The organism is Variovorax sp. PDC80 (genome assembly GCF_900115375.1).
In the GTDB taxonomy this organism is placed as follows: Bacteria; Pseudomonadota; Gammaproteobacteria; order Burkholderiales; family Burkholderiaceae_C; genus Variovorax.
Window position 1 is genome coordinate 248686 of record NZ_FOWG01000004.1, and the last position, 20264, is coordinate 268949.

General features: G+C 70.6%; 17 protein-coding genes and 1 pseudogene. 7 read left to right on the forward strand and 11 right to left on the reverse strand.

Annotation, left to right across the window (positions count from 1 at the left end):
* Position 1: 1 nt before the first annotated feature.
* From urtA to BM109_RS14610, 3 genes are all read right to left on the reverse strand, one after another.
* A complete protein-coding gene (gene urtA, locus BM109_RS14600; protein ID WP_093343803.1) occupies positions 2–1195 on the reverse strand; it encodes an urea ABC transporter substrate-binding protein in 1194 nt (397 codons plus the stop codon).
* 411 nt (positions 1196–1606) lie between these two features.
* Entirely contained in the window at positions 1607–2107 is a 501-nt protein-coding gene (locus tag BM109_RS14605) for a hypothetical protein (RefSeq protein WP_093343804.1), read from the reverse strand.
* A complete protein-coding gene (locus tag BM109_RS14610) occupies positions 2104–3033 on the reverse strand; it encodes a LysR family transcriptional regulator (protein WP_093343806.1) in 930 nt (309 codons plus the stop codon). The genes BM109_RS14605 and BM109_RS14610 overlap by 4 nt, the downstream gene beginning before the upstream one ends.
* 96 nt (positions 3034–3129) lie before the next feature.
* Between BM109_RS14610 and BM109_RS14615 the strand changes: the two genes are divergently transcribed.
* Together BM109_RS14615 and BM109_RS14620 are read left to right on the forward strand one after the other, a co-directional pair.
* On the forward strand, positions 3130–4116 hold the full coding sequence (locus BM109_RS14615) for an NAD-dependent epimerase/dehydratase family protein (RefSeq protein ID WP_093343807.1): 987 nt from the start codon (positions 3130–3132) through the stop codon (positions 4114–4116).
* A 95-nt stretch (positions 4117–4211) separates the two neighbouring features.
* Complete coding sequence (locus tag BM109_RS14620; RefSeq protein ID WP_093343808.1) at positions 4212–5411, forward strand: AGE family epimerase/isomerase; 1200 nt, start codon at positions 4212–4214, stop codon at positions 5409–5411.
* 6 nt (positions 5412–5417) lie between these two features.
* On the opposite strand, the gene BM109_RS14625 is transcribed toward BM109_RS14620, so the two are convergent.
* Positions 5418–6359, reverse strand: coding sequence for a glutaminase (locus BM109_RS14625; protein ID WP_093343810.1), 942 nt, complete (start codon positions 6357–6359; stop codon positions 5418–5420).
* A gap of 13 nt (positions 6360–6372) precedes the next feature.
* Entirely contained in the window at positions 6373–7275 is a 903-nt protein-coding gene (locus BM109_RS14630) for a DMT family transporter (protein ID WP_093344172.1), read from the reverse strand.
* 164 nt (positions 7276–7439) lie between these two features.
* Between BM109_RS14630 and BM109_RS14635 the strand changes: the two genes are divergently transcribed.
* Entirely contained in the window at positions 7440–7772 is a 333-nt protein-coding gene (locus tag BM109_RS14635; RefSeq protein ID WP_093343812.1) for a DMT family transporter, read from the forward strand.
* A 19-nt stretch (positions 7773–7791) separates the two neighbouring features.
* Here the strand turns inward: BM109_RS14635 and BM109_RS14640 are convergent, their stop codons facing one another.
* Genes BM109_RS14640 through BM109_RS14650 form a run of 3 tightly spaced genes read right to left on the reverse strand, consistent with a single transcriptional unit; the run spans position 7792 to position 9758 of the window.
* Positions 7792–8298 (reverse strand): BON domain-containing protein, encoded by a 507-nt coding sequence (locus BM109_RS14640; RefSeq protein WP_093343813.1) that lies wholly within the window; start codon positions 8296–8298, stop codon positions 7792–7794.
* Positions 8295–8804, reverse strand: a complete 510-nt coding sequence (locus BM109_RS14645) for a flavin reductase family protein (protein WP_093343815.1) — start codon at positions 8802–8804, stop codon at positions 8295–8297. Before BM109_RS14645 ends, BM109_RS14640 begins: the two co-directional genes overlap by 4 nt.
* 30 nt (positions 8805–8834) lie before the next feature.
* The gene (locus BM109_RS14650; RefSeq protein ID WP_093343816.1) at positions 8835–9758 is read right to left on the reverse strand and encodes a LysR family transcriptional regulator; all 924 of its coding nucleotides are present in this window, start codon (positions 9756–9758) and stop codon (positions 8835–8837) included.
* Positions 9759–9872: 114 nt separating this feature from the next.
* Here BM109_RS14650 and BM109_RS14655 point away from each other — a divergent pair, with 114 nt between their 5' ends.
* On the forward strand, positions 9873–11864 hold the full coding sequence (locus tag BM109_RS14655; RefSeq protein ID WP_093343818.1) for an alkyl/aryl-sulfatase: 1992 nt from the start codon (positions 9873–9875) through the stop codon (positions 11862–11864).
* 7 nt (positions 11865–11871) lie between these two features.
* Here BM109_RS14655 and BM109_RS14660 read toward each other — a convergent pair whose 3' ends face one another.
* The gene (locus tag BM109_RS14660) at positions 11872–14073 is read right to left on the reverse strand and encodes a DUF6351 family protein (protein ID WP_177239345.1); all 2202 of its coding nucleotides are present in this window, start codon (positions 14071–14073) and stop codon (positions 11872–11874) included.
* 187 nt (positions 14074–14260) lie between these two features.
* Here BM109_RS14660 and BM109_RS41205 point away from each other — a divergent pair, with 187 nt between their 5' ends.
* Positions 14261–15151, forward strand: a complete 891-nt coding sequence (locus tag BM109_RS41205; protein ID WP_177239346.1) for a helix-turn-helix domain-containing protein — start codon at positions 14261–14263, stop codon at positions 15149–15151.
* 19 nt (positions 15152–15170) lie between these two features.
* On the opposite strand, the gene BM109_RS14670 is transcribed toward BM109_RS41205, so the two are convergent.
* Positions 15171–16199 carry an SDR family oxidoreductase gene (locus BM109_RS14670; RefSeq protein WP_093343823.1) on the reverse strand — a complete coding sequence of 343 codons (1029 nt, stop codon included), beginning with the start codon at positions 16197–16199 and terminating at the stop codon, positions 15171–15173.
* A gap of 64 nt (positions 16200–16263) precedes the next feature.
* On the opposite strand from BM109_RS14670, the pseudogene BM109_RS14675 reads away from it, so the two are divergent.
* Positions 16264–17276, forward strand: a pseudogene (locus tag BM109_RS14675) (AraC family transcriptional regulator).
* Here the strand turns inward: BM109_RS14675 and BM109_RS14680 are convergent.
* A complete protein-coding gene (locus BM109_RS14680) occupies positions 17273–18502 on the reverse strand; it encodes a nucleoside recognition domain-containing protein (RefSeq protein ID WP_093343824.1) in 1230 nt (409 codons plus the stop codon). The pseudogene BM109_RS14675 and the gene BM109_RS14680 sit on opposite strands and share 4 nt — an antisense overlap.
* A gap of 108 nt (positions 18503–18610) precedes the next feature.
* Here BM109_RS14680 and BM109_RS14685 point away from each other — a divergent pair, with 108 nt between their 5' ends.
* On the forward strand, positions 18611–20197 hold the full coding sequence (locus tag BM109_RS14685; RefSeq protein ID WP_093343825.1) for a phospholipase D family protein: 1587 nt from the start codon (positions 18611–18613) through the stop codon (positions 20195–20197).
* The last annotated feature ends 67 nt before the right edge of the window (positions 20198–20264 follow it).

Genomic DNA, 20264 nt, shown 5'->3' on the forward strand with positions numbered 1-20264 from the left:
CTCAGACCTTCGGGAACGGGTTGGGCTCGACCAGCTGCGGCGATTCCCAGACGATGTCGAACTGCCCGTCGGGCCGCGCGCGGCCCACGCGCACCTTCTTCCACACGTGGTGGTTGGTGGCGTGCACGCGCACCGTGCCCTCGGGCGCCTCGATCTCCACGCCCGCGGCGGCGGCCGTGACCTTGTCGACCTCGAAGGACTTGGCCTTCTCCACCGCCAGCTTCCAGAGGTAGACGCTGTTGTAGGCCACCTCCATCGGGTCGCCGATCACGCGGTCCTGGCCGTACTTGGCCTTGAAGGCCTTCACGAACTTCTCGTTGGCCGGCGACTTGATGCTCTGGAAGTAGCCCATGCAGGCGTAGTAGCCCGCGGCGTTGTCCTTGCCGATGCCCTCGATCTCGTTCTCCGACACCACGGTCGACAGCAGCACCTGCTTCGTGCCGTCGAGCCCGGCCGCGCGCAGCTGCTTGTAGAAGGCCACGTTCGAGCCGCCGACCACCGTGCTGTAGATGCAGTCGGGCTTGGCGGCCTTGATCTTGTTGATGATCGAGGAGAACTCGGTGTGGCCCAGCGGCGCGTATTCCTCGCCGAGCACCTTGCCGCCGGCCTTGGCGATCGCGGGCTTGGCGATCTTGTTGCAGGTGCGCGGATAGATGTAGTCCGAGCCCACGAGGAAGAAGTTCTTGCCCTTCTCGCGCGCCATCCATTCGACCGCCGCGATCACCGACTGCGTGGCTTCCTGCGAGGGATAGAACACGCGCTTGTCCTGCTCCTGGCCCTCGTAGTAGGTGGGGTAGAACAGCAGGCCCTTGGCCTGGGCGAGCACCGGCAGCAGCGCCTTGCGCGAGGCCGAGGTGTAGCAGCCGATGATGGCCGCCACCTTGTCGCGCTCGAGCAGCTTGCGCGCCTTCTCGGCGAACACCGGGTTCTCGCTCGCGCCGTCTTCCACCACGGCCTCGATCTTCTTGCCGAGCACGCCGCCGGCGGCGTTGATCTCCTCGATCGCGAGCTTCTCGGCGTCGACCAGCGAGGCCTCGGCGATCGCGATCGTGCCCGAGAGCGAATGCAGCAGCCCGAGCTTCACCGTGCCGCCGTCCTGCGCGAAGGCCAGCGGCGCCATGCCGCCCGCGGCGCCCAGCACGATCATCGAGCCGCCGGTCTTCACGATCTGGCGGCGGTTGAAAGCGTTCGTCATGTCAAATTCCTTTGTGGTTGTGCGAGTCGTCAGGAAGATCCGACCTTCGGAACCGCGCTCGGGGTGTCTCCTCCCGCCACGCGGCCCTGCAAACGGGCGCTTCGTCGCCAGTGCCTTTGCTTCGGGCAAAGCTCCGCCAGCGGATGCATGCATCCGTTTCGACGAAAGCCCTGTTGCGACCGAAAAAACAAAAAGGCCCGAACCGGTGTTCAAACCGATTCGGGCCTTGTTGCCCGACACCTCGCTGGCAGCATTGGCAGCGGGCGTCGCATGACTGGTAACGATTGCTCGTTGCGGCGGATTCTTCTCAACCCGCGCCGGTCTGCAAATACGTTGTTGTGCGGATTGGCGGGCTGGCGGGGACTGTGCTATTTGCGCGCACAGGCGCGCCTGGGGTCGCTTTGCGCGGGGTCAGCGCGGCCTGGCGAAGTCCGCGTCGATCCAGGCCGAGGCGCTGGTGGCGCTGAGCTTGAACGAGGCCGGCACGTTCACGCGCGCGAGCTCGCTGTCGTCGGCCTCGTCGAAGGCGCTCAGCGTGGCCGAGGGGTTGTCCTCGTCGGGCACGATGGCCAGCGTGACGCGGATGCGCCGGTCGCCGGCGCTCACGGTCACGCTGCGGTTGAGCGTGGCGTGCAGCTGCTGCTCGTGGCGGCGGATCACCTCGGCCGCGGTCTTCACCAAGGTGGAGAAGGCGGGGCCGTCGAGCGGCTTGGGGTTCTTCTTGTCGCGGCCCATGGTCCAGGGGCCGACCAGCGCGGGCTCGGGGTCGCCATGGCGCGTCATCTCGACGGCCCAGCCGTCGTCTTCCTCGTTCTTGATGATGCGGGCGGTCCAGCGCTCGTCGCGCCAGAGGCGGTCCTGTTGCAGCGGGAGGATGTCGTCGGATTCGGTGGTCGGGGTCGTGTCGGTCATTCGGAGGCGGAGGTTCTTGCGCGTGCCATTGTCCCCTGGCCGGCGATGTAGGCCTGCAGCCCCTCGGCCAGCGCGTCGAAGGTGACGCGGCAGCGCGGGCTCGCGCGCAGGTCCTCGTGCATCGTGACCCAGGTCTCGAGCTTCAGCGACAGCGCGCGCGGCAGCAGCCGCACCAGCGCCGGGCCGCGCCGCGCCAGCGCGACCTGGCACACGCCGATGCCGGCGCCGGCGCGTATCAGCGCCATCTGCGCGAGGTCGCTGTCGGTGCGCAGCGAGAAGGCGTCGCGCGTGAAGCCCTTGAAGGACTTGATCGCGTCGCGCACGAAGGCCGTGGGCTGGTCGTAGCCGATCAGCGTGTGGCGCATGAGCTCCTCGGCCGTGCGCGGCGTGCCGTGGCGCGCGAGGTAGTCGGGATGGGCATGGAAGCCCAGTTCGATGTCGCCGATGCGGCGCGCCACCAGCTGCTCCTGGCGCGGGCGCACCATGCGCACCGCGATGTCGGCCTCGCGCCGCAGCAGGTCCTGCACGCGGTTGGTCGACACCAGCTCGACCTTGAGCGCGGGATGAGCCTCGCGCAGCCTCGCCACGATCGGCGGCAGCACCTCCACCGCGACCACCTCGCTGGTCGACACCCGCACCACGCCGCGCACGCCTTCGCCCTGGCCGCTGGCCGCGCGCTGCAGCGAGGCGGCCGTGCTCTCCATGGCCTCGGCATGCGTGCGCAGCGCCAGCGCCACCTCGGTGGGCAGCAGCCCGACCTGCGAGCGCGTGAAGAGCACCACCTCGAGCGCCTCCTCGAGCGCCGCGACGTGGCGCCCGACGGTGGGCTGCGTGATGCCGAGCGCGCGCGCCGCGCCCGAGAGGGAGCCCTCGCGCAGCACGCCGAGGAAGGAGCGGTAGAGCTCCCAGCTGATGGTCCAGGTCATACATAAATGTATGGCCGATGGCTCATGTTCGGCAATTCCATTTGAACCCCGGCCTGCCCAGAATTCATCCATCGATCACTGTTCTGGAGATGTTTCATGGCAAGCAACGACACGGTTCTGGTTCTGGGCGCGACGGGTGGCGTCGGCGGCGAGATGGCGCGCCAGCTGCGCGACGCGGGGTGGCGGGTGCGCGCGATGAAGCGCGGCGCGGTGTCGGAGCGGCGCGACGGCATCGACTGGGTGGGCGGCGACGCGATGGAGGCGCGCGACGTGCGCGAGGCCGCGCGCGGCTGCGCCGTCATCGTGCATGCGGTCAATCCGCCCGGCTACCGCCGCTGGTCGGAGCTGGTGCTGCCGATGCTCGACCACACGATCGCCGCCGCCAAGGCCGAGGGCGCGACCATCGTGCTGCCCGGCAACGTCTACAACTACGGCGCCGACGCCTTCCCGCTGCTGGCCGAGGATGCGCCCCAGCATCCGGCCACGCGCAAGGGCGCGATCCGGGCCGAGATGGAGCGCCGCCTCGAACTGGCGAGCCGCGAGGGCGCGCGCGTGCTGATCGTGCGCGCCGGCGACTTCTTCGGCCCGAAGGCCGGCAACAACTGGTTCTCGCAGGGCTTGGTGAAGGCGGGGCAGCCGGTCAGGGGCGTGAGCTATCCCGGCGACGCCGGCGTCGGCCACCTGTGGTCGTACCTGCCCGACGTGGCCCGCACCATGGTCGAGCTGCTGGCGCGGCGCGACCGGCTCGAGCCCTTCGCCAGCTTCCACATGGCGGGCCACTGGGATGCCGACGGCACGCGCATGGCCGATGCCATCCGGCGCGTGGTGGCGCGCCGCACCGGCACGCAGGTGCGCGTGTCGGCCTTCCCGTGGTGGCCGCTGCTGCTGGCCTCGCCCTTCGTCGCCACCTTCCGCGAGCTGCGCGAGATGCGCTACCTGTGGCGCACGCCCGTGGCCATGGACAACGCGAAGCTGGTGGCGCTGCTCGGCCGCGAGCCGCACACGCCGCTCGACGAGGCGGTCGAGGCCGCGCTCGAAGGCATGGGTTGCCTGCAGGCAGCGTCGCGCGCGGCGCTGGCCTGAGCGCTGCGCGAGGGCGTCGTTTTCTCGACGATCGGGCCGGGATGCTGATAGCCTGAGGTGCCGCGCTCAGCCATCGCAACCCAGCCCTTCTCGCCATGCCCGACTTCCGCTCGCCCGAATTCCTGATCGGCCACGTGCAGCACACGCTCGCGTTCTACGACGGCCGCAGCCTCGATCCGCACGGCGGCTTCTTCCACTTCTTCAAGGACGACGGCACGGTCTACGACCGCCGCACGCGCCACCTGGTGAGCAGCACGCGCTTCGTCTTCAACAACGCCACCGCCTGGCGCCGCTTCGGCCGGCCCGAGCACCTGGCGGCGACGCGCCACGGCCTCGCGTTCCTGCACCGCGCCCATGCGCATCCGCAAGGCGGCTACCTGTGGGAGCTCGACTGGCACGAGGGCCGCGCGCAGGTGCGCGACGACACCCACTACTGCTATGGCCTGGCCTTCGTGCTGCTCGCGCATGCGCATGCCGCGATGGCCGGCGTGGACGAGGCACGCGCGGGCATCGAGAGCACCTGGCAGTTGCTCGAACGGCATTTCTGGGAGCCGCGCCATCAGCTCTATGCGAACGAAGCCACTGCCGACTGGACCGTGTCTCCCTACCGCGGCCAGAACGCCAACATGCATGCCTGCGAGGCGATGATGGCGGCCTTCGAGGCCACGGGCGACGCGAAGTACCTGGACCGCGCGGCGACGCTGGCGCAGGCGATCGCGCTGCGCCAGGCCGACCTGACCGGGGGCAGGGTCTGGGAGCACTTCCACGAGGACTGGTCGGTCGATGCCGACCACAACCGCGGCAACCGCGCCGACATCTTCAAGCCCTGGGGCTTCCAGACCGGCCACCTGACCGAGTGGGCCAAGCTGCTGTTGCAGCTCGAGGGCCTGCTCGCCGGCCGGGGCGTGGCGACGGGCTGGATGCTGCCGCGCGCGCAGTCGCTGTTCGAGGCGGCGATGCGCCACGGCTGGGACGCCGAGTTCGGTGGCCTGGTCTACGGCTTCGATCCCGCGGGCGCGCTCTACGACGGCGACAAGTACTTCTGGGTGCAGGCCGAGAGCTTCGCGGCCGCCGCGCTGCTCGCGGTGCGCACCGGCGAGCCGCGCTACTGGGACTGGTACGACCGGATCTGGGACTACGCCTGGCGGCACATGGTCGATCACGAGCATGGCGCCTGGTTTCGCATCCTGTCGCGCCACAACCGCAAGCTCAGCGACGAGAAGAGCCCGGCCGGCAAGACCGACTACCACACGATGGGCGCCTGCCACGACGTGCTGCGCGCGCTCGGCGCCTGAAGCAACTCAGAACACCGACAGCCCGGTGCGCGCCACGAACATCTCGAGCGCCTTCATGCCCAGCAGCGAGTTGCCGGTGGCATCGAGCGCGGGCGACCACACGCTGAGCGTGAGCCGGTCGGGTACCACGGCCACGATGCCGCCGCCCACGCCGCTCTTGCAGGGCAGGCCGATCGAGAAGGCCACGTCGCCCGCGGCGTCGTAGGTGCCGCAGGTGAGCATCAGCGCGTTGATGCGCCGGGTCTGGCGCTCGCTGGTGATCGCGGCCTCGCCGTCGATCGGGTGCGCGCCGTCGCGGCACAGGTAGCCGGCGGCGCGCGCGAGCTGGCGGCAGCTCATGCGCAGCGCGCACTGGTGGAAGTAGGTGTCGAGCACCTCGGTCACGTCGTTGTCGAGCTTGCCGAAGCTCTTCATGAAGTTGGCCAGCGCCACGTTGCGAAAGCCGGTCTCGGCCTCCGAGCGCGCGACCTCCTCGTCGAAGCCCACGGGCTCGCCGGCCAGGCTGGCCATGAGCGCGAGGATGCGCGCCTTGGCGCTGCCGCCCTCGGTGCGCGCATGGCTCACGAGCCGGTCGGCGACCGCGATCGCGCCGGCATTGATGAAGGGATTGCGCGGCTTGCCCTGCTCGTTCTCGAGCTGCACCAGCGAGTTGAACGGATTGCCCGAGGGCTCGCGGCCGATGCGCTCCCACAGCGCGTCGCCGACGGCCTGCATGGCGAGCGTGAGCGTGAACAGCTTGGACACGCTCTGGATCGAGAACGGCGTGTCGGCATCGCCGGCCGCCGCCTCCTCGCCGTCGCAGGTGCGCAGCGCGATGCCGAACTGCCGCGCGTCGACGCGCGCGAGCGCCGGGATGTAGCTGGCCACCGTGCCGGCCTGGCCCAGCAGCGGTTGCATCGCGGCCGCGATCTCGTCGAGCACGGGCTGGAAGCGGGTGGATGTCGCCATGTCGCTCGTTCCTTCAGGCGCGGCGCGCGCCGCCGCGATTGACCAGCACGATGCCCACCGCCACGCCGGCCAGCGCCACCACCAGCTGCGGCGTGAGCGGCTCGGACAGCAGCAGCACGCCGAACACCAGCGCGAACAGCGGCGTGAGGAAGGTGAAGGAGGACATCTGCGTGGCCGGGTAGTGGCGCAGCATCCACATCCACGCGAGGTAGCTCGCGAAGGCGCCGATCACGGTCTGCAGCGCGATCGAGCTCCAGGCCCAGGCCGAGTAGTGCGTGCCCCAGGTCTCGCCGAGCAAGAGCGAGATCACGGGGCAGACCGCGGCCGTGACGGCAACTTGGTAGAACAGCGTCTTCTCGGCGCTCGCGGTGGCGAGCCGGGTGGCGCGCAGGGTCAGCGTGGTCAGGCCCCACAGCATGCCGGCGGCGAGCGCCAGCGCATCGCCGCGCAGTTGCGACGAGGAGGTATGGCCGAAGCCTTCGCTGAAGGCCAGCACCACGGCCGCGAAGGCGATCGCGAGCCCGGCCCACTGCAGCCCGCGCAGCCGCTCGGCCGGCACCCAGCGCGGCAGGAACAGCGAAACCCAGAACGGCGCCGTGTAGAGGAACACCGTGAGCCGCGAGGCGCTGGTGAGTTGCAGGCCCAGGTAGATGCCCGCGAACTCGCCGGCGAACAGCAGCCCCGCGAGCAGGCCGCCGGGCAGCGTGCCGTCGCGCTCGAACAGCGGCACCTTGCGCCAGGCGCACCACAGCCCCAGCAGCACGACCGCGCCGGCCATGCGCATCGAGGCCTGCCACATCGGCGGCACCTCGGCCACGGTGGTCTTGATGAGGATCTGCTGCAGGCCCCAGAAGGCGCAGCAGACGACGAGCAGGCCGATGGCGAGCGCGTCGAGGTGGGTTTTTCTCTGGATCATCTGTTGTTCGTTCTTCGCAAGGCGGCCCGCCCGCATCGCGCGGCGGCGCCGACGATCCTAGCGCGCGGGCGCTTCCCCGCTACCATCCGGGTTTCGTTCCCGGGTACCGCCCCTCCCGTTCCTGGTTCCGCATCCGGTATAGATGCGGGGCCCGGGAGGCATGCATGGGCATGCGGAATTTCTCGTGGCTGCTGCTCGCGGCCAGCATCGCGGCGGAGGTCGTCGGAACCCTCGCGCTGCGTCACGCCGACGGCTTCACGCGCGCACTGCCCTCGGCCGTGGTGGCGGCGGCCTATGCGCTCGCGATCTGGCTCATGGCGCTGGCGGTGCGGCAGCTCGAGGTCGGCCTGGCCTATGCGGTCTGGGCCGGCGCCGGCACCGCGCTGATCGCCGTCTGCGGCGTCTTGCTGTTCGGCGAAGCGGTCACGCTCGCGCGCTGCCTCGGCGTGGCGATGATCGTGCTCGGCGTGGTCGTGCTCCACCTCGACCCGCGCTGACTCGACCCGCCCCGAGGCTTCAGCGCCCCGCGACCGGGTACGGCGGCTTGCCGCGCGTGCCCACCATCAGGTCGGGCACCACTGCCTCGACGTCGGGCAGCGCGCGCGCCGCGCGTTCGAGCTGGCGCGCCAGCGCGGGCGAGGGCACGCAGCCCTGCAGGTAGACCCAGCGCCGCTGCACCATGACCCACACGCTGCCCCGGCGCACACCCGGCACCGCCTCGAGCGCGGCGCGCACCTTGGGCGCGAGCGGCTTGTCGTAGCGGTAGGCGTTGCTGTCGCTGCATTTGCCCGCGAGCCAGCAGCTGGTGCCGCGCTCGAGCCGCGAATGGATCTGGATGCGGCGCTCCTCGGCCGTGTAGAACGGGCCTTCGGGTTCGGGGCAGCCCGGCAGTCCGGCCGAGACGCGGAAGAAGGGATCGTCGAACCAGTTCTGCTTGAGCGGCGCGGCGGCGTCCTGTGCGCTCGCCGCATGCGGCGCGGCCACGGCGCACAGCAGGGCGAGCACCGGCGCCGCGTGCTTCACAAGGGATGTTCCGTGTAGAAGCGGCCGCCGTGGAACAACAGCGGCGAGGCGCCGGCGTCGTGGCTGCAGCGCTCCACCTCGCCGACGAAGATCACGTGGTCGCCCTCGTCGTAGCGGCTGCGGTTGAAGCACTCGAAGCTCGCCGCGGCGCCCGCGAGCACCGGCGCGCCGCCCAGGCCCTCGGTGAAGTCCACGTCGGCCCAGCGGTCGATGTCCTTGGTGGCGAAGCGCTCGGCCAGCGTCTTCTGGCTGGCCGCGAGGATGTTCACCGTGTAGTGCGAGCCGGCCCGCAGCGCGGCCATCGAGGCGGCGCTGCGCGACAGGCTCCAGAGCACCAGCGGCGGCGACAGCGAGACCGAATTGAAGGAATTGGCGGTGAGCCCGACCAGCGTGCCGTTGGCCGCGCGTGCCGTGACGATGGTCACGCCGGTGGCGAACATGCCGAGCGCCGCGCGGAATTCAGCGGACGAGAAGGTGGGCGGCTGGGCGCTGCGCAAGGTGGTCACGAAAGAGCGGGAACGGTGGAGGGCAGGGGCCTATTCTGGCGCACCCGTCTTTCCCGCCCCCGGCGCGGCCGACATCACCTCGGTCACGAAGCGGGTGTAGGCCGCCGCGGCCGGCGAGGGCGTGCGGCCCGCGAGCGTGACCAGGCCGTAGTGGGTGCGCATGCCTTCGAGGCCCGCGATGGGCAATGGCACCAGCGGCTGGGTCTCGTGGCGGAAGGCCGGCGCATCGGGCGCGAGCACCACGGCGCGCGCCGTGAGCGCGAGATGGCGCAGGGTGCCGGTGTCGTCGCAGACCAGGTTGAACACGCCGCGGCCGGCGCGCTTCGCCTGGCGTTCGAACTGCGCTGCTACGCGCGCCGGCAGCTTCGGGCCGGCGACCGGGTAGTCCATCGCCTGCTCGAGCGTGACCGAGGCCAGCTTGCGCAGCGGATGGCGCGGCTGCACGAAGAACGAGACCGGCACGTCGGGCAGCCGCATGGTCTCGAGGCCGCCCTGGCGCGCGAGGTCGCGCGTGTCGGCGATGAACAGGTCGATCTCGCGCCGGTGCAGCCGCTCGGCCAGGGTGGCGGTGTCGGCCACCTCGGTGCGCACCGAGAGCTGCGGATGGCGCTGCACCAGCAAGGTCAGCGCCGCGCGCCCGAGCATGCCGGCCGCGAACGGCCCCAGGCCCACCTGCAGGCTGCCGGCGGCCAGGCCCTCGAGCTGCAGCACGTCCTCCTTGAGCTGGCGCGCGTCGATGAGCAGTTCGCGGGCGCGCGCCAGCACCAGCTCGCCGGCCTGCGTGAAGCGCACCGTGCCGTAGGCGCGGTCGATCAGCCGGACCTGCAGGCCCTCCTCGAGCGCCTCGATGCTGCGCGAGAGCGCGGGCTGCGAGAGGTGCGAGGCCTGGGCCGCGCGGCCGAAGCTGCCCTGCTCGGCGAGGGCGACGAGGTGCTGGAGCTGGCGCAGCTGCATCGTGATCTTGTGTTTTTCTTCAAATCGATCGACATATTTTGCATTTGCCAATGGTTTGGGGGCTGCCCAGAATCGCGCCACTTTCCAGCTTCCAGCTTCGCGCCAGGCCGCACCATGCATCTCCTCCCCGTCCTTTCACGCGCGCATCGCGCCGCCGCCGCCTGCGCCGCGCTGGCCTGCGCCACGGCCTTTGCGCAGCCGGCAGTGCCCCTCGCGCCCAAGCCGCCGGAGCCCGCCACGCTGGCCGCCAATGCCGAGTTCGCGAAGACGCTGCCCTTCGCCGACCGGCGCGATTTCGAGGACGCGATGCGCGGCTTCATCGGCACCGTGCCCGACGCGCTGGTGCCCGGCGCCGGCGAGCGCCCGGCATGGAGCATGAAGCCCTACGGCTTCCTGCAGGCCGACGCGCCGGCCGACAGCGTCAATCCGAGCCTGTGGCGCCAGGCGCAGCTCAATGCGATCCATGGGCTGTTCCGCGTGACCGACCGGGTCTACCAGGTGCGCGGCTTCGACATCGCGAACATGACCATCGTCGAGGGCGACAGCACGCTGATCGTGATCGACCCGCTGCTCGCCGCCGAGACCGCGCGCGCCGCGCTCGCGCTGTACTACCAGCACCGGCCGCGCAAGCCGGTCGGCACCGTGGTCTACACGCACGGCCACGCCGACCACTTCGGCGGCGTCAAGGGCGTGGTCGACGAGGCCGACGTGGCGGCCGGCAAGGTGCAGGTGATCGCGCCCTCGGGCTTCATGGAGACCGCGGTGGCCGAGAACATCCTCGCGGGCAATGCGATGAGCCGGCGCTCGCAGTACCAGTTCGGCTCGCTGCTGCCGCCGGGCGTGCGCGGCCAGGTCGACACCGGGCTGGGCAAGGCGCTGGCGCGCGGCACCGTCACGCTGATCGCGCCCACCGCCACCATCGACAAGCCGACCGAGGAGCGCACCATCGACGGCGTGCAGTTCGTGTTCCAGCTCGTGCCGGGCTCGGAGGCGCCGTCCGAGATGCTGATGTACCTGCCGCAGTTCCGCGTGCTCAACATGGCCGAGGACGTGACGCACACCATGCACAACCTCTACACCATCCGCGGCGCCGAGGTGCGCGACGGCAGCCTGTGGTCGAAGTACATCGACCAGGCGCGCGTGGCCTTCGGCGACAGGACCGACGTGCTGATCGCGCAGCACCACTGGCCCACCACGGGGCGCGAGCGCATCGTCGAGCTGCTGAAGAAGCAGCGCGACATGTACAAGTTCATCAACGACCAGTCGCTGCGGCTGCTCAACCACGGCTACACCGCGGCCGACATCGCCGAGACCCTGCGCATGCCAGCGAGCCTCGAACAGGAATGGTCGGCGCGCGGCTACTACGGCACCCTGCGGCACAACGCGAAGGCGGTCTACCAGAAGTACCTGGGCTGGTACGACGCCAATCCCGCCAACCTGAATCCGCTGCCGCCCGTGGCCCAGGCCCGCAAGACGGTGGAGTACATGGGCGGCGCCGAGGCGGTGATCGCGCGCGCCCGCGGCGATTTCGCCAGGGGCGAGTACCGCTGGGTCGCGAGCGCGATGAGCCAGGTGGTCTATGCCGATCCCTCGAACCGCGCGGCGCGCGAGCTCGGCGCCGACGCGCTCGAGCAGCTGGGCTACCAGTCGGAGGCCGGCACTTGGCGCAGCGCCTACCTGGTGGGCGCGATGGAGCTGCGCAACGGCGTGCCGAAGATCCCGTCGGGCGGCACCGCCAACGCCGACACGCTCAAGGCCGTGAGCAACGACCTGTTCTTCGACTACCTCGGCGTGCGCCTCGATGCCGCGAAGGCCGAGGGCAAGCGGCTGGTCATCAACTGGAACTTCACGGATTCGAAGCAGCAGTTCGTGCTGACGCTCGAGAACTCGGCCCTGACCCACATCGCCGGGCGGCAGCCGGATGCCGACGCCACGGTGACGCTGAGCCGCGCCACGCTCGACGCCGTGACGCTGAAGCAGACCAGCTTGCCGGCCGCGGTGCTGGCCGGCCAGGTGCGCATCGAGGGCGACCGCGCGAAGCTGGTCGAGCTGATGGCGATGCTCGACAGCTTCGAGCCGATGTTCCCGGTGGTGGAGCCGCGATGAACCCGGCTCAGGGCAGGTCGGGCAGCGGCATGCCGCCGACGACGACCTGGCCCAGCGTGTCCAGGTAGGTCTGCCAGAAGCGCGTGGGCTGCTGGCCCTTGCCGGGCCGGCCGAAGTCGCACACGCCGGTGGGGAAGGCGGCCTTCAGGCGCGACCATTGCGCGTCCGAGAACACCACCGTGCCGTAGCTCGCGCGGTCGAGCGGCGCGAGCTGGCACTCGAGCACGTCGCCCGTGATGGCCTCGCCGGCCGCCATGCGCGTCGAGCCGTCGGCCAGGCCGGTGCATTCGAGCATCGACAGCCCCGTGCCGTCGGCGCTGCCGCAGCGGTCGTTGGCGCTGGCGGGGCGATGGGCGATCACCTTCCGCGCGAGCGGCGTGGCGTCGCCGTCCCGCTCGATCGCACCGAGCCACGCATCCATCGTGTCGTAGGCCTCGCGCTGGCTGCCGGCCTGGTACCAGATCGCCTGGTTGGCGTGGCCGCCGTTGGCGCGGTCGAGCCGCGCGCGCAGGGTCCACGAGCGGTGCTGGTGATGGATGCCGCTGATGTCGAGCGTGCGGATGTCGATGATCGCCACCTGGCCCAGGCCGTTGGCCTGGTTGAACGAGCCCGAGCGGTACGAGGCCTCGATCGCGCCCGGGTCGGCCGCCACGCGCGGCGCCTGCAGCGCGTAGTCGATGGTGTGCGAGCCGATGTTCGCGTTGAGGTCCACGAACTGCTCGGCGCTGATGCGGCCCGCCTTCAGCGCGAGCAGGCCGTACTGCAGGCCCACGTTCGAGTAGGGCCGGTTGGCGAAGCCGTCGGGCCGCTTGCCGAAGATCGAGATCGCCGAGTCGGCCGAGGTGCAGCGCGCGCCGCCGGGGTTGAAGGTGGCGTCGTAGCGCGCGCCCGGGGGCGCGTCGCAGCCGCCGAGCGCGGTGGGCGAGGTGCCGGGGATGTTCGCGATGTTGGTCGCGTAGGGGTTCAGGTTGTTGTTGAACTTGTAGAAGTCGATCCACTCGGTGCACACGGCGGTGTTCAGGTGGCCCGAGGCGGCGGCCTGCTGGTCGGGCGTCCACGCGGTGGCGGTGCGGCCGAAGTAGTTGCGCAGCAGCGCGCAGTCCTCGACCTCGTTGCCGGTCGATCCCGCATCGGGAAAGGAGGCGCCGACGATGATCCCCTGGTAGAGGCCCGGATAGGCGTTGGCCATCCACTGCTGGGCGATGGCGCCGCCCGAGCTGCCGTAGCCGAAGGTGTAGCGCAGCTCGCCGTAGGCCTCGACGATGCGCTCCTTGGCCATCATCGTGGCCTCGGCCTGCACGGCGATGTTGCAGTTGTGGCCCGAGTCGTTGAGCGACACGGCCAGCACCGCGAAGCCGCGCGAGAGCGCATCGCGGTCGAGCACGCGCTGCGAGGACAGGGCGTTGGACTGGCCGTAGCCGTTGCCGCAGCCCGAGCCATGCTGGATCAGCAGCTTGCGGTTCCACGCGGCCTGCGGCTGCCACGGCGCCCAGGGCTTCGCGGGATCGAACAGCACCGCCACGTCGTAGTAGTCGCGGTCCTGCACGCCGGTCTCGATGCGCACCACGAAGGGCACGGTGCGGCCCTGGTCGGTGGTGGTGGTGGCGATGTCGGCCGGCGGCCGGGCCGGGTCGTAGGGCTGGAAGCCCGCGACGGCCGGATCGCTCGACAGGTACTTGAAGCTGTAGCTCACGGGGCGGTTGCAGTCGGCGTCCTGCGCGCCGGCATCGCAGGCCCAGGGCTGGATCTGCGGGCCGTAGAGGATGCGCCCGCCGTTGGCGTGGTTGGTGATCACTAGCGACGACAGCGCCGTGTCGCCGGCGCGCGCGGTCAGCAGGTGGCGGCCCTCGCTCATGCCGGTGACCAGCCCCATGAAGCGCTCGCCGGGCCGCATCGCGAACGCGGACGACACGTCGGTGCCGTCGAGCTCGATGCGCAGCGCGCTCGCCGCGATGCCCGCGGCCGGCACGATCTCGACCAGCGCGTCGCCGCCGCTGACGAGGTCCGCGCGGTTCGACAGCACCTTGATGTCGGCCGCCTTGGTCGTCGTTGCGGGCGGCTGCGCGGGGTTGCCCGTGCTCGCGGGCGGAAGGCCCGCGAAGCGCGTGCCGCCATCGCCGCCGCCGCAGCCCGCGAGCAGCGCGCCGCCGCCGATGCACCACGCCGCCAGCAGCACGCTGCCGCGGCCGCTCCATGTCTTCTCGCTCATCGTGTCTCCAGGTATTGATTGGCGGCGCGATGCTAGGCAGCGCGCGCGGCCATGGCTTCCACGAAACGGCGCGGCTTTTCAGAATCTTGCAATTGCTTGCGGGCGCTGCGGGCAAACCTGCATGCCCGCGGCGGGCCGTGCGTCGGACACTCGTGCCTTCCTTCCCCGACAGAAAGACAAGACGCCCGTGCAGACCTTCGCCGAGCGATTCGACACCACGACCGCGTCCCGCACGAAGTTCGAACCCGAGGCGGTCCTGCTGCAGGACCAGGGCCTCTGGCCCGGGCTGCGGCTCGAGGAGTGGCGCGGCTCGGGCGGCGAGATGCCCGAGACCGTGCTGTTCCAGCACGGCGTGATGCTCCACCACGAGGCACTGACCTCCGCGCGCATCCACTGGTCGGGGCACCGGCCGGTGACGGGCGACTTCGCGCCGGGCAGCTTCGGCATCTTTCCCGCCGGGCTGTCGTACAGCGGGCATGCGCGCGGCCGCTGGCGCGGCGTGGTGCTGGGGCTGACGCCGGGCCTGGTGCAGGCCGTCTCGAGCTCGCCGGGCGCGAGGACGGTCGAGCTGGTGCCGGGCAACGGCATCCGCGACGGCTTCGTCTGGCAGGCCAGCCTTGCGCTCGCCGCCGACATCCGCGAGGGCTATCCAGGCGGCGCGATCTACGGGGAAAGCATCGCGGTGGCGCTGGCGGCCTACCTGCGGCGGCACCATGCGGCCGATCCGCGGCTGCAGGTCGAGCGCATCGAGGCCGGCGACGCGCTGCGCCGGCGCGTGCAGCAGTTCATCCTCGACCAGTTGCAGGAGAAGCTCACGCTCGCCGAGATGGCGGCCTTCGTGCAACTCGATGTCTATTCGTTCGCGCGCTGGTTCAAGCGCGCCTTCGGCATGCCGCCGCACCGATACCTGATGGCCGCGCGGATCGCGCGCGCGAGGACGCTGCTGCTGCGCACCGAGCTGAGCCTGGTCGAGATCGCGCTGCAGTGCGGCTTCAGCAGCCAGAGCCACCTGTCGAGCGCGTTCCGGCGCTTCGCCGGCATCGCGCCCGGCAGCTACCGGGCACGCGGGAGGGAATGAGGCCGCAGAGCTGCGCCGCTCACGCCTTCAGCAGCTGGAGCCGCACCAGGCTCTCGGCCGTCGCGACGATCGCCTCCTCGGCCGAGCGCGGATTCCATCCGAGCAGCCGCCGGGCCTTCTCGCTGGTGGCGTTCATGCTCACGCCGAGCATCGGCACGACGGCCTTCATGCGCGGGTCGGTCTTCGCGCCGAGCCGCACCAGCCAGTTGGGCAGGGCCCGCGTCGACACCTTCTGCGCCGCCGCGCCCATGCGCTCGCGCAGGATGCCCGCCACGTCGGCCAGCCACAGGCTCTCGCCCGCGATCGCGAGGAAGCGCTCGCCCTTGCCGGCCGGATGCGTCATCGCGAGCAGGTGCAGGTCCGCGACATCGCGCACGTCGACGAAGCCCGAGTTGATCTTCGGCGAGCCGGGCTGGCCGTCCATCATTCCCTTGATGATCTGGATCGAGTGCGAGACGTCGGCGCCGAGCGCGGGGCCCAGCACCGCGGTCGGATTGACGGCCGCGAGCTCGAGGCCGCGGCCTTCCTTCTCGACGAAGGCCCACGCGGCGCGCTCGGACAGCGTCTTCGACTTCTGATAAGGCGCGACATCGCCCGCGAGGTTGCTCCAGTCCTCTTCATTGAAGGGCCGGCCCATCGGCCCATGGCCGACGCCGACCGCGCCGAAGGCCGAGGTGAGGACCACGCGCTGGACGCCCGCATCGCGCGCGGCGCGCAGCACGCGCAGGTTACCGTCGACGGCCGGCCGGACCCAGTCCTCGTCGGTGGCATAGCTGCCCGATGGCGTGGGCGAGGCGCCGTGGATCACGTAGGTGCATCCCTTCGCGGCCTCGGCCCAGCCGGCGTCCGCGCCCAGGTCCGCGACCACGAAGCCCAGCCGCTCGCCCGGCTCGGCGCCGCCCGTCCTGAGGTGCTCGCGGACCTCCGTTTCCCGTGCGAGCGTGCGCACGGTCGTGCGGACGCGAAATCCCTGGGCCAGCAGCGCGAGGATGCAGTGCTGCGCGATGAAGCCGGTGCCGCCGGTGACCAATACCAAAGCCTGTTCCATATCCGTTCCTTGTTCGTGCGTGATGCGAGATGGGGAACGATATTTCGAGGGACTCGGACTGTGAATGCTTGGGAGTACGCTTTGCTTGCGCGATAGTACGAAGATGAGCGCCGATCCCTTCTCCGACATCCTCAAGCTGACCCATGCGCAGAGCCTGGTGACCGGCGGCTTCACGGCCGGCGGTACCTGGGCGATCCGTTTTCCGGCGCCCGACAAGATCAAGTTCTTCGCCGTCGTGAAGGGCCACTGCTGGGTCCGCATCGAAGGGGAGCCCGAGCCCGCGCGCTTCGAGACCGGCGACGTGGGGCTGCTGTCGGCGCACCGCTGGTCGATCCTGTCCAGCGATCCCGAGGCCGAGCCCGTCGATGCCATGGGCCTGTTCTCGGGCGCGGGCCGCTCCTCGGCGCAGCTCGGCGACGGCAGCGAGTTCGCGCACATCGGCGGCCATGTGCTGCTCGACCCGGTCAGCGGGCCCTTGCTGCTGAATGCCCTGCCGCCGTGGATTCATGTCCGCGCGTCGGCGCCGCAGGCCCCGGTGTTCCGCTGGCTGCTCGATCACCTGATGGAGGAGCGCACGCAGGCACAGCCCGGGGCGCAGCTCGCCGCGGCCCAGCTCGCGCAGCTGCTGTTCATCCAGATCCTGCGCGCGCACCTGGGAACCTCGGGGCCGCTGGTCGCGGGCTGCTGCGCGCCCTGAGCGAGCCGCGCATCGCGCCGGCCCTGCGGGCGATGCACGACGATCCGGCGCGTGCCTGGCACCTGGAGGAGCTGGCCAGCGCCTGCGCCATGTCGCGCACCACCTTCGCCTCGCACTTCAAGGCCGTGGCCGGCATCGCGCCGCTGGGCTACCTGACCGAGTGGCGCATGCGCCTGGCCGAGCGCGCCCTGGGCGAGGACGACACGCCGGTCGCGCTCGTGGCGCAGAGCCTGGGCTACACCTCCGAGAGCGCCTTCAGCCATGCCTTCAAGCGCGTCACCGGGAGTTCGCCGACGGCCTACAGGCAGGCGCTGCGCGCGGGGGCGAGCCGTACGGCGGTGGCGCTGCCGGGCCGCGAGGCGGTGCCGCAGGCGTCCTAGCCGAAGAACCAGTAGCAGACCGCGATCGCCGCGACCACGCCGGCCAGTTCGGCCAGCAGCGCGCAGGCCACCGTGTGCCGCGCGCGCTGGATGCCGACCGCGCCGAAGTACACGGCCAGCACGTAGAAGGTGGTCTCGGTGCTGCCCTGGATGGTGGCGGCCGCGAGCGCGGGGAAGCTGTCGACGCCCTGGCTCTTCATGGTCTCGATCAGCATCGCGCGCGCCGCGCTGCCCGAGAAGGGCTTGACCAGCGCGGTGGGCAGGGCGTCGACGAAGCGCGCGTCGAAGCCGCCCGCATGCACCAGCCAGCGCAAGCCCTCGAGCGCGAGGTCGAGCGCGCCCGAGGCGCGCAGCACGCCGATCGCGCACAGCATCGCGACCAGGTAGGGCAGCAGGTTCTTCGCGATGTCGAAGCCTTCCTTGGCGCCCTCGATGAAGCATTCGTAGACCTTCACGCGTTTCAGCGCACCGGCCAGCAGGAAGGCGACGAGCACGCCGAACAGCGTGAGGTTGCCCAGCAGCGAGGAGAGCGAGGCGATGGCCGCGGCCGAGAGCGTGCCCAGCAGCGCCATGAAGCCGCCGAGCAGCAGCGCGCCCGGCAGCAGGTAGGCCAGCACCACCGGGTCCCACAGCTTGAGCCGCTGCACCGCGGCCACCGACAGCAGCCCGACCAGCGTGGAGGCGCTGGTGGCCAGCAGGATCGGCAGGAACACCAGCGTGGGATCGGCCGCGCCCTGCTGCGCGCGGTACATGAAGATGGTGACCGGCAGCAGCGTGAGCGAGGAGGCGTTGAGCACCAGGAACAGGATCTGCGCATTGGTGGCCGTGACCGGGTCGGGGTTGAGCCGCTGCAGCTCGCGCATCGCCTTCAGGCCGATCGGCGTGGCGGCGTTGTCCAGGCCGAGCGCGTTGGCCGCGAAGTTCATGGTGATCAGGCCCAGCGCCGGATGGCCGGCCGGCACGCCGGGCATGAGCCGGCGGAACAGCGGGCCGAGCATGCGCGCGAGCCAGCCCACGAGGCCGGCCGCCTCGGCGATGCGCAGGAAGCCCAGCCACAGCGTGAGGGTGCCGAACAGCAGCACCATGACCTCGACCGCGAGCCTGGCCATCGCGAACAGGCTCTCGACCAGCGCCGCGAAGACGGCCGGGTCGCCGCCAAGCAGCCAGCGGCCGAAGGCGGCCAGCGCCGCCACCAGGAAGAAACCCAGCCACAAGCCGTTGAGCACTCTTTTCCGACCCCTTTTCTTAGCCTTCTCTTACCCTCGCATGCGCCCGTGGCGCCGCGCCGATCATAGGGGTGACGTTCGTCACCGCCGCGAGCTACATTTCGAGCCATGCCCGCCACCTCGCTCCGCCGCCTTGCCGCGCTCGCCCTGTGCGCCGCGGCCGCATGGATATCGGGTTGCGCGAGCCTGCCGCCACCGCCGCCCGACAAGCCGCCGACGCTGGCCTTCACCGACGTGACGCAGACCGAGCTGGGCCAGCTCGCCTACAAGGACGCGCCGGGCGGCAGCGAAACCCCGCTGTCGGGCTTCCGGCTGCTGCCCGAGGCGGCCTTCGCCTTCGACGCGCGCATCTCGCTGGCGCGCCACGCCGAGAAGTCGCTCGACGTCCAGTACTACCTGATCCAGAACGACGACGTCGGCCTGCTGTTCCTCAAGGAGTTGCGCGAGGCGGCCGCGCGCGGCGTGCGCGTGCGCCTGCTGGTCGATGACCTCTACACCGGCGGCGCCGACGAGGTCTTCAGCACCTTCTCGGCCTTCCCGAACGTGGAGGTGCGGCTGTTCAACCCGCTGCCCTCGCGCTCGAGCTCGCTGGCCACGCGGCTGGCGCTGTCGATCACCGACTTCGGCCGCATCAACCACCGCATGCACAACAAGCTGCTGATCGCCGACAACAGCTTCGCGGTTTCGGGCGGGCGCAACATCGCCAACGAGTACTTCATGCGCAGCACCGCGGCGAACTTCATCGACATGGACGTGATCTCGTGCGGCCCGGTGGTGCGCAAGATGTCCGACGGCTTCGACCGCTACTGGAACAGCCCGCACGTGCGCCCGATCGAGAACATCGCGCCGCTGGCGATGACGCCCGAGACGGCGCAGCGCCGCTTCGACGAGATCGCGCGCACGGCGGTGCCCGACGTGCCGATCCGCCCGCGCGACATCCTCGACAAGTCGCCGGTGGGCGAGCAGCTGATCACCGGCAAGCTCGACCGCTACTGGGCGCCGTTCACGCTGTTCGTGGACGATCCCGAGAAGATCACGCGCAAGCCCGAGCTGGCCTACCGCGGCAGCGTGACCGAGGGCGCGCTCGGCGTCATCGACTCGGCGCAGCACGACGTGAAGATCGCCTCGCCCTATTTCATCCCGGGCGCGCGCGGCATGGCGCAGATGAAGAAGAACGTGGCCTCCGGCGTGCGCATCACGGTGATCACCAATTCGCTGGGCGCCACCGACGAACCGCTGGCCTACGCGGGCTACGAGCGCTACCGCGCCGACATGCTGAAGATCGGCGTCAACATCTTCGAGATCGCGCCGCTGCTCAGCGGGCGCTCGGGCCAGTTCGGCGACTTCGGCAAGACCATCAGCCGGCTGCACGCCAAGCTCGCGATCGTGGACCAGGAGCGCTTCTTCGTCGGCTCGATGAACCTCGACCACCGCTCGGCCGCGGTCAACACCGAGATGGGGCTGGTGATCGACAGCCCCGACATGGTCAACGACTACGAGCGGCTGATGCGCACCACTGCGCGCGTGAACATCGGCTACCGCCTGCGGCTGGGGCCCGACGGCCGCCGCGTGCAGTGGCTCGAGTACGACGACGCGGGCGGCGACATCGTCCACGAGGACGAGCCCGGCGAGTTCATCTGGCTGCGCTTCAAGAACTGGCTGCTGCTGCCGATCGTGGGCGAAGAGCTGCTCTGACGCGCCGCGGCGGGCAGGGCGGCCGGCCTGTCATTCCGGTGCGAACGGCCTGGGTTACATTCCTGGC

Excerpts from the sequence above, each read along its gene's own strand:
- BM109_RS14685 (WP_093343825.1), top strand. The coding sequence starts at position 18,611 with ATGCCCGCCACCTCGCTCCGCCGCCTTGCCGCGCTCGCCCTGTGCGCC.
- urtA (WP_093343803.1), bottom strand. The coding sequence starts at position 1,195 with ATGACGAACGCTTTCAACCGCCGCCAGATCGTGAAGACCGGCGGCTCG.
- BM109_RS14650 (WP_093343816.1), bottom strand. The coding sequence starts at position 9,758 with ATGCAGCTGCGCCAGCTCCAGCACCTCGTCGCCCTCGCCGAGCAGGGC.
- BM109_RS14615 (WP_093343807.1), top strand. The coding sequence starts at position 3,130 with ATGGCAAGCAACGACACGGTTCTGGTTCTGGGCGCGACGGGTGGCGTC.
- BM109_RS14620 (WP_093343808.1), top strand. The coding sequence starts at position 4,212 with ATGCCCGACTTCCGCTCGCCCGAATTCCTGATCGGCCACGTGCAGCAC.
- BM109_RS14605 (WP_093343804.1), bottom strand. The coding sequence starts at position 2,107 with ATGACCGACACGACCCCGACCACCGAATCCGACGACATCCTCCCGCTG.
- BM109_RS14655 (WP_093343818.1), top strand. The coding sequence starts at position 9,873 with ATGCATCTCCTCCCCGTCCTTTCACGCGCGCATCGCGCCGCCGCCGCC.
- BM109_RS14635 (WP_093343812.1), top strand. The coding sequence starts at position 7,440 with ATGGGCATGCGGAATTTCTCGTGGCTGCTGCTCGCGGCCAGCATCGCG.
- BM109_RS14630 (WP_093344172.1), bottom strand. The coding sequence starts at position 7,275 with ATGATCCAGAGAAAAACCCACCTCGACGCGCTCGCCATCGGCCTGCTC.
- BM109_RS14660 (WP_177239345.1), bottom strand. The coding sequence starts at position 14,073 with ATGAGCGAGAAGACATGGAGCGGCCGCGGCAGCGTGCTGCTGGCGGCG.
- BM109_RS14625 (WP_093343810.1), bottom strand. The coding sequence starts at position 6,359 with ATGGCGACATCCACCCGCTTCCAGCCCGTGCTCGACGAGATCGCGGCC.
- BM109_RS14610 (WP_093343806.1), bottom strand. The coding sequence starts at position 3,033 with ATGACCTGGACCATCAGCTGGGAGCTCTACCGCTCCTTCCTCGGCGTG.
- BM109_RS14670 (WP_093343823.1), bottom strand. The coding sequence starts at position 16,199 with ATGGAACAGGCTTTGGTATTGGTCACCGGCGGCACCGGCTTCATCGCG.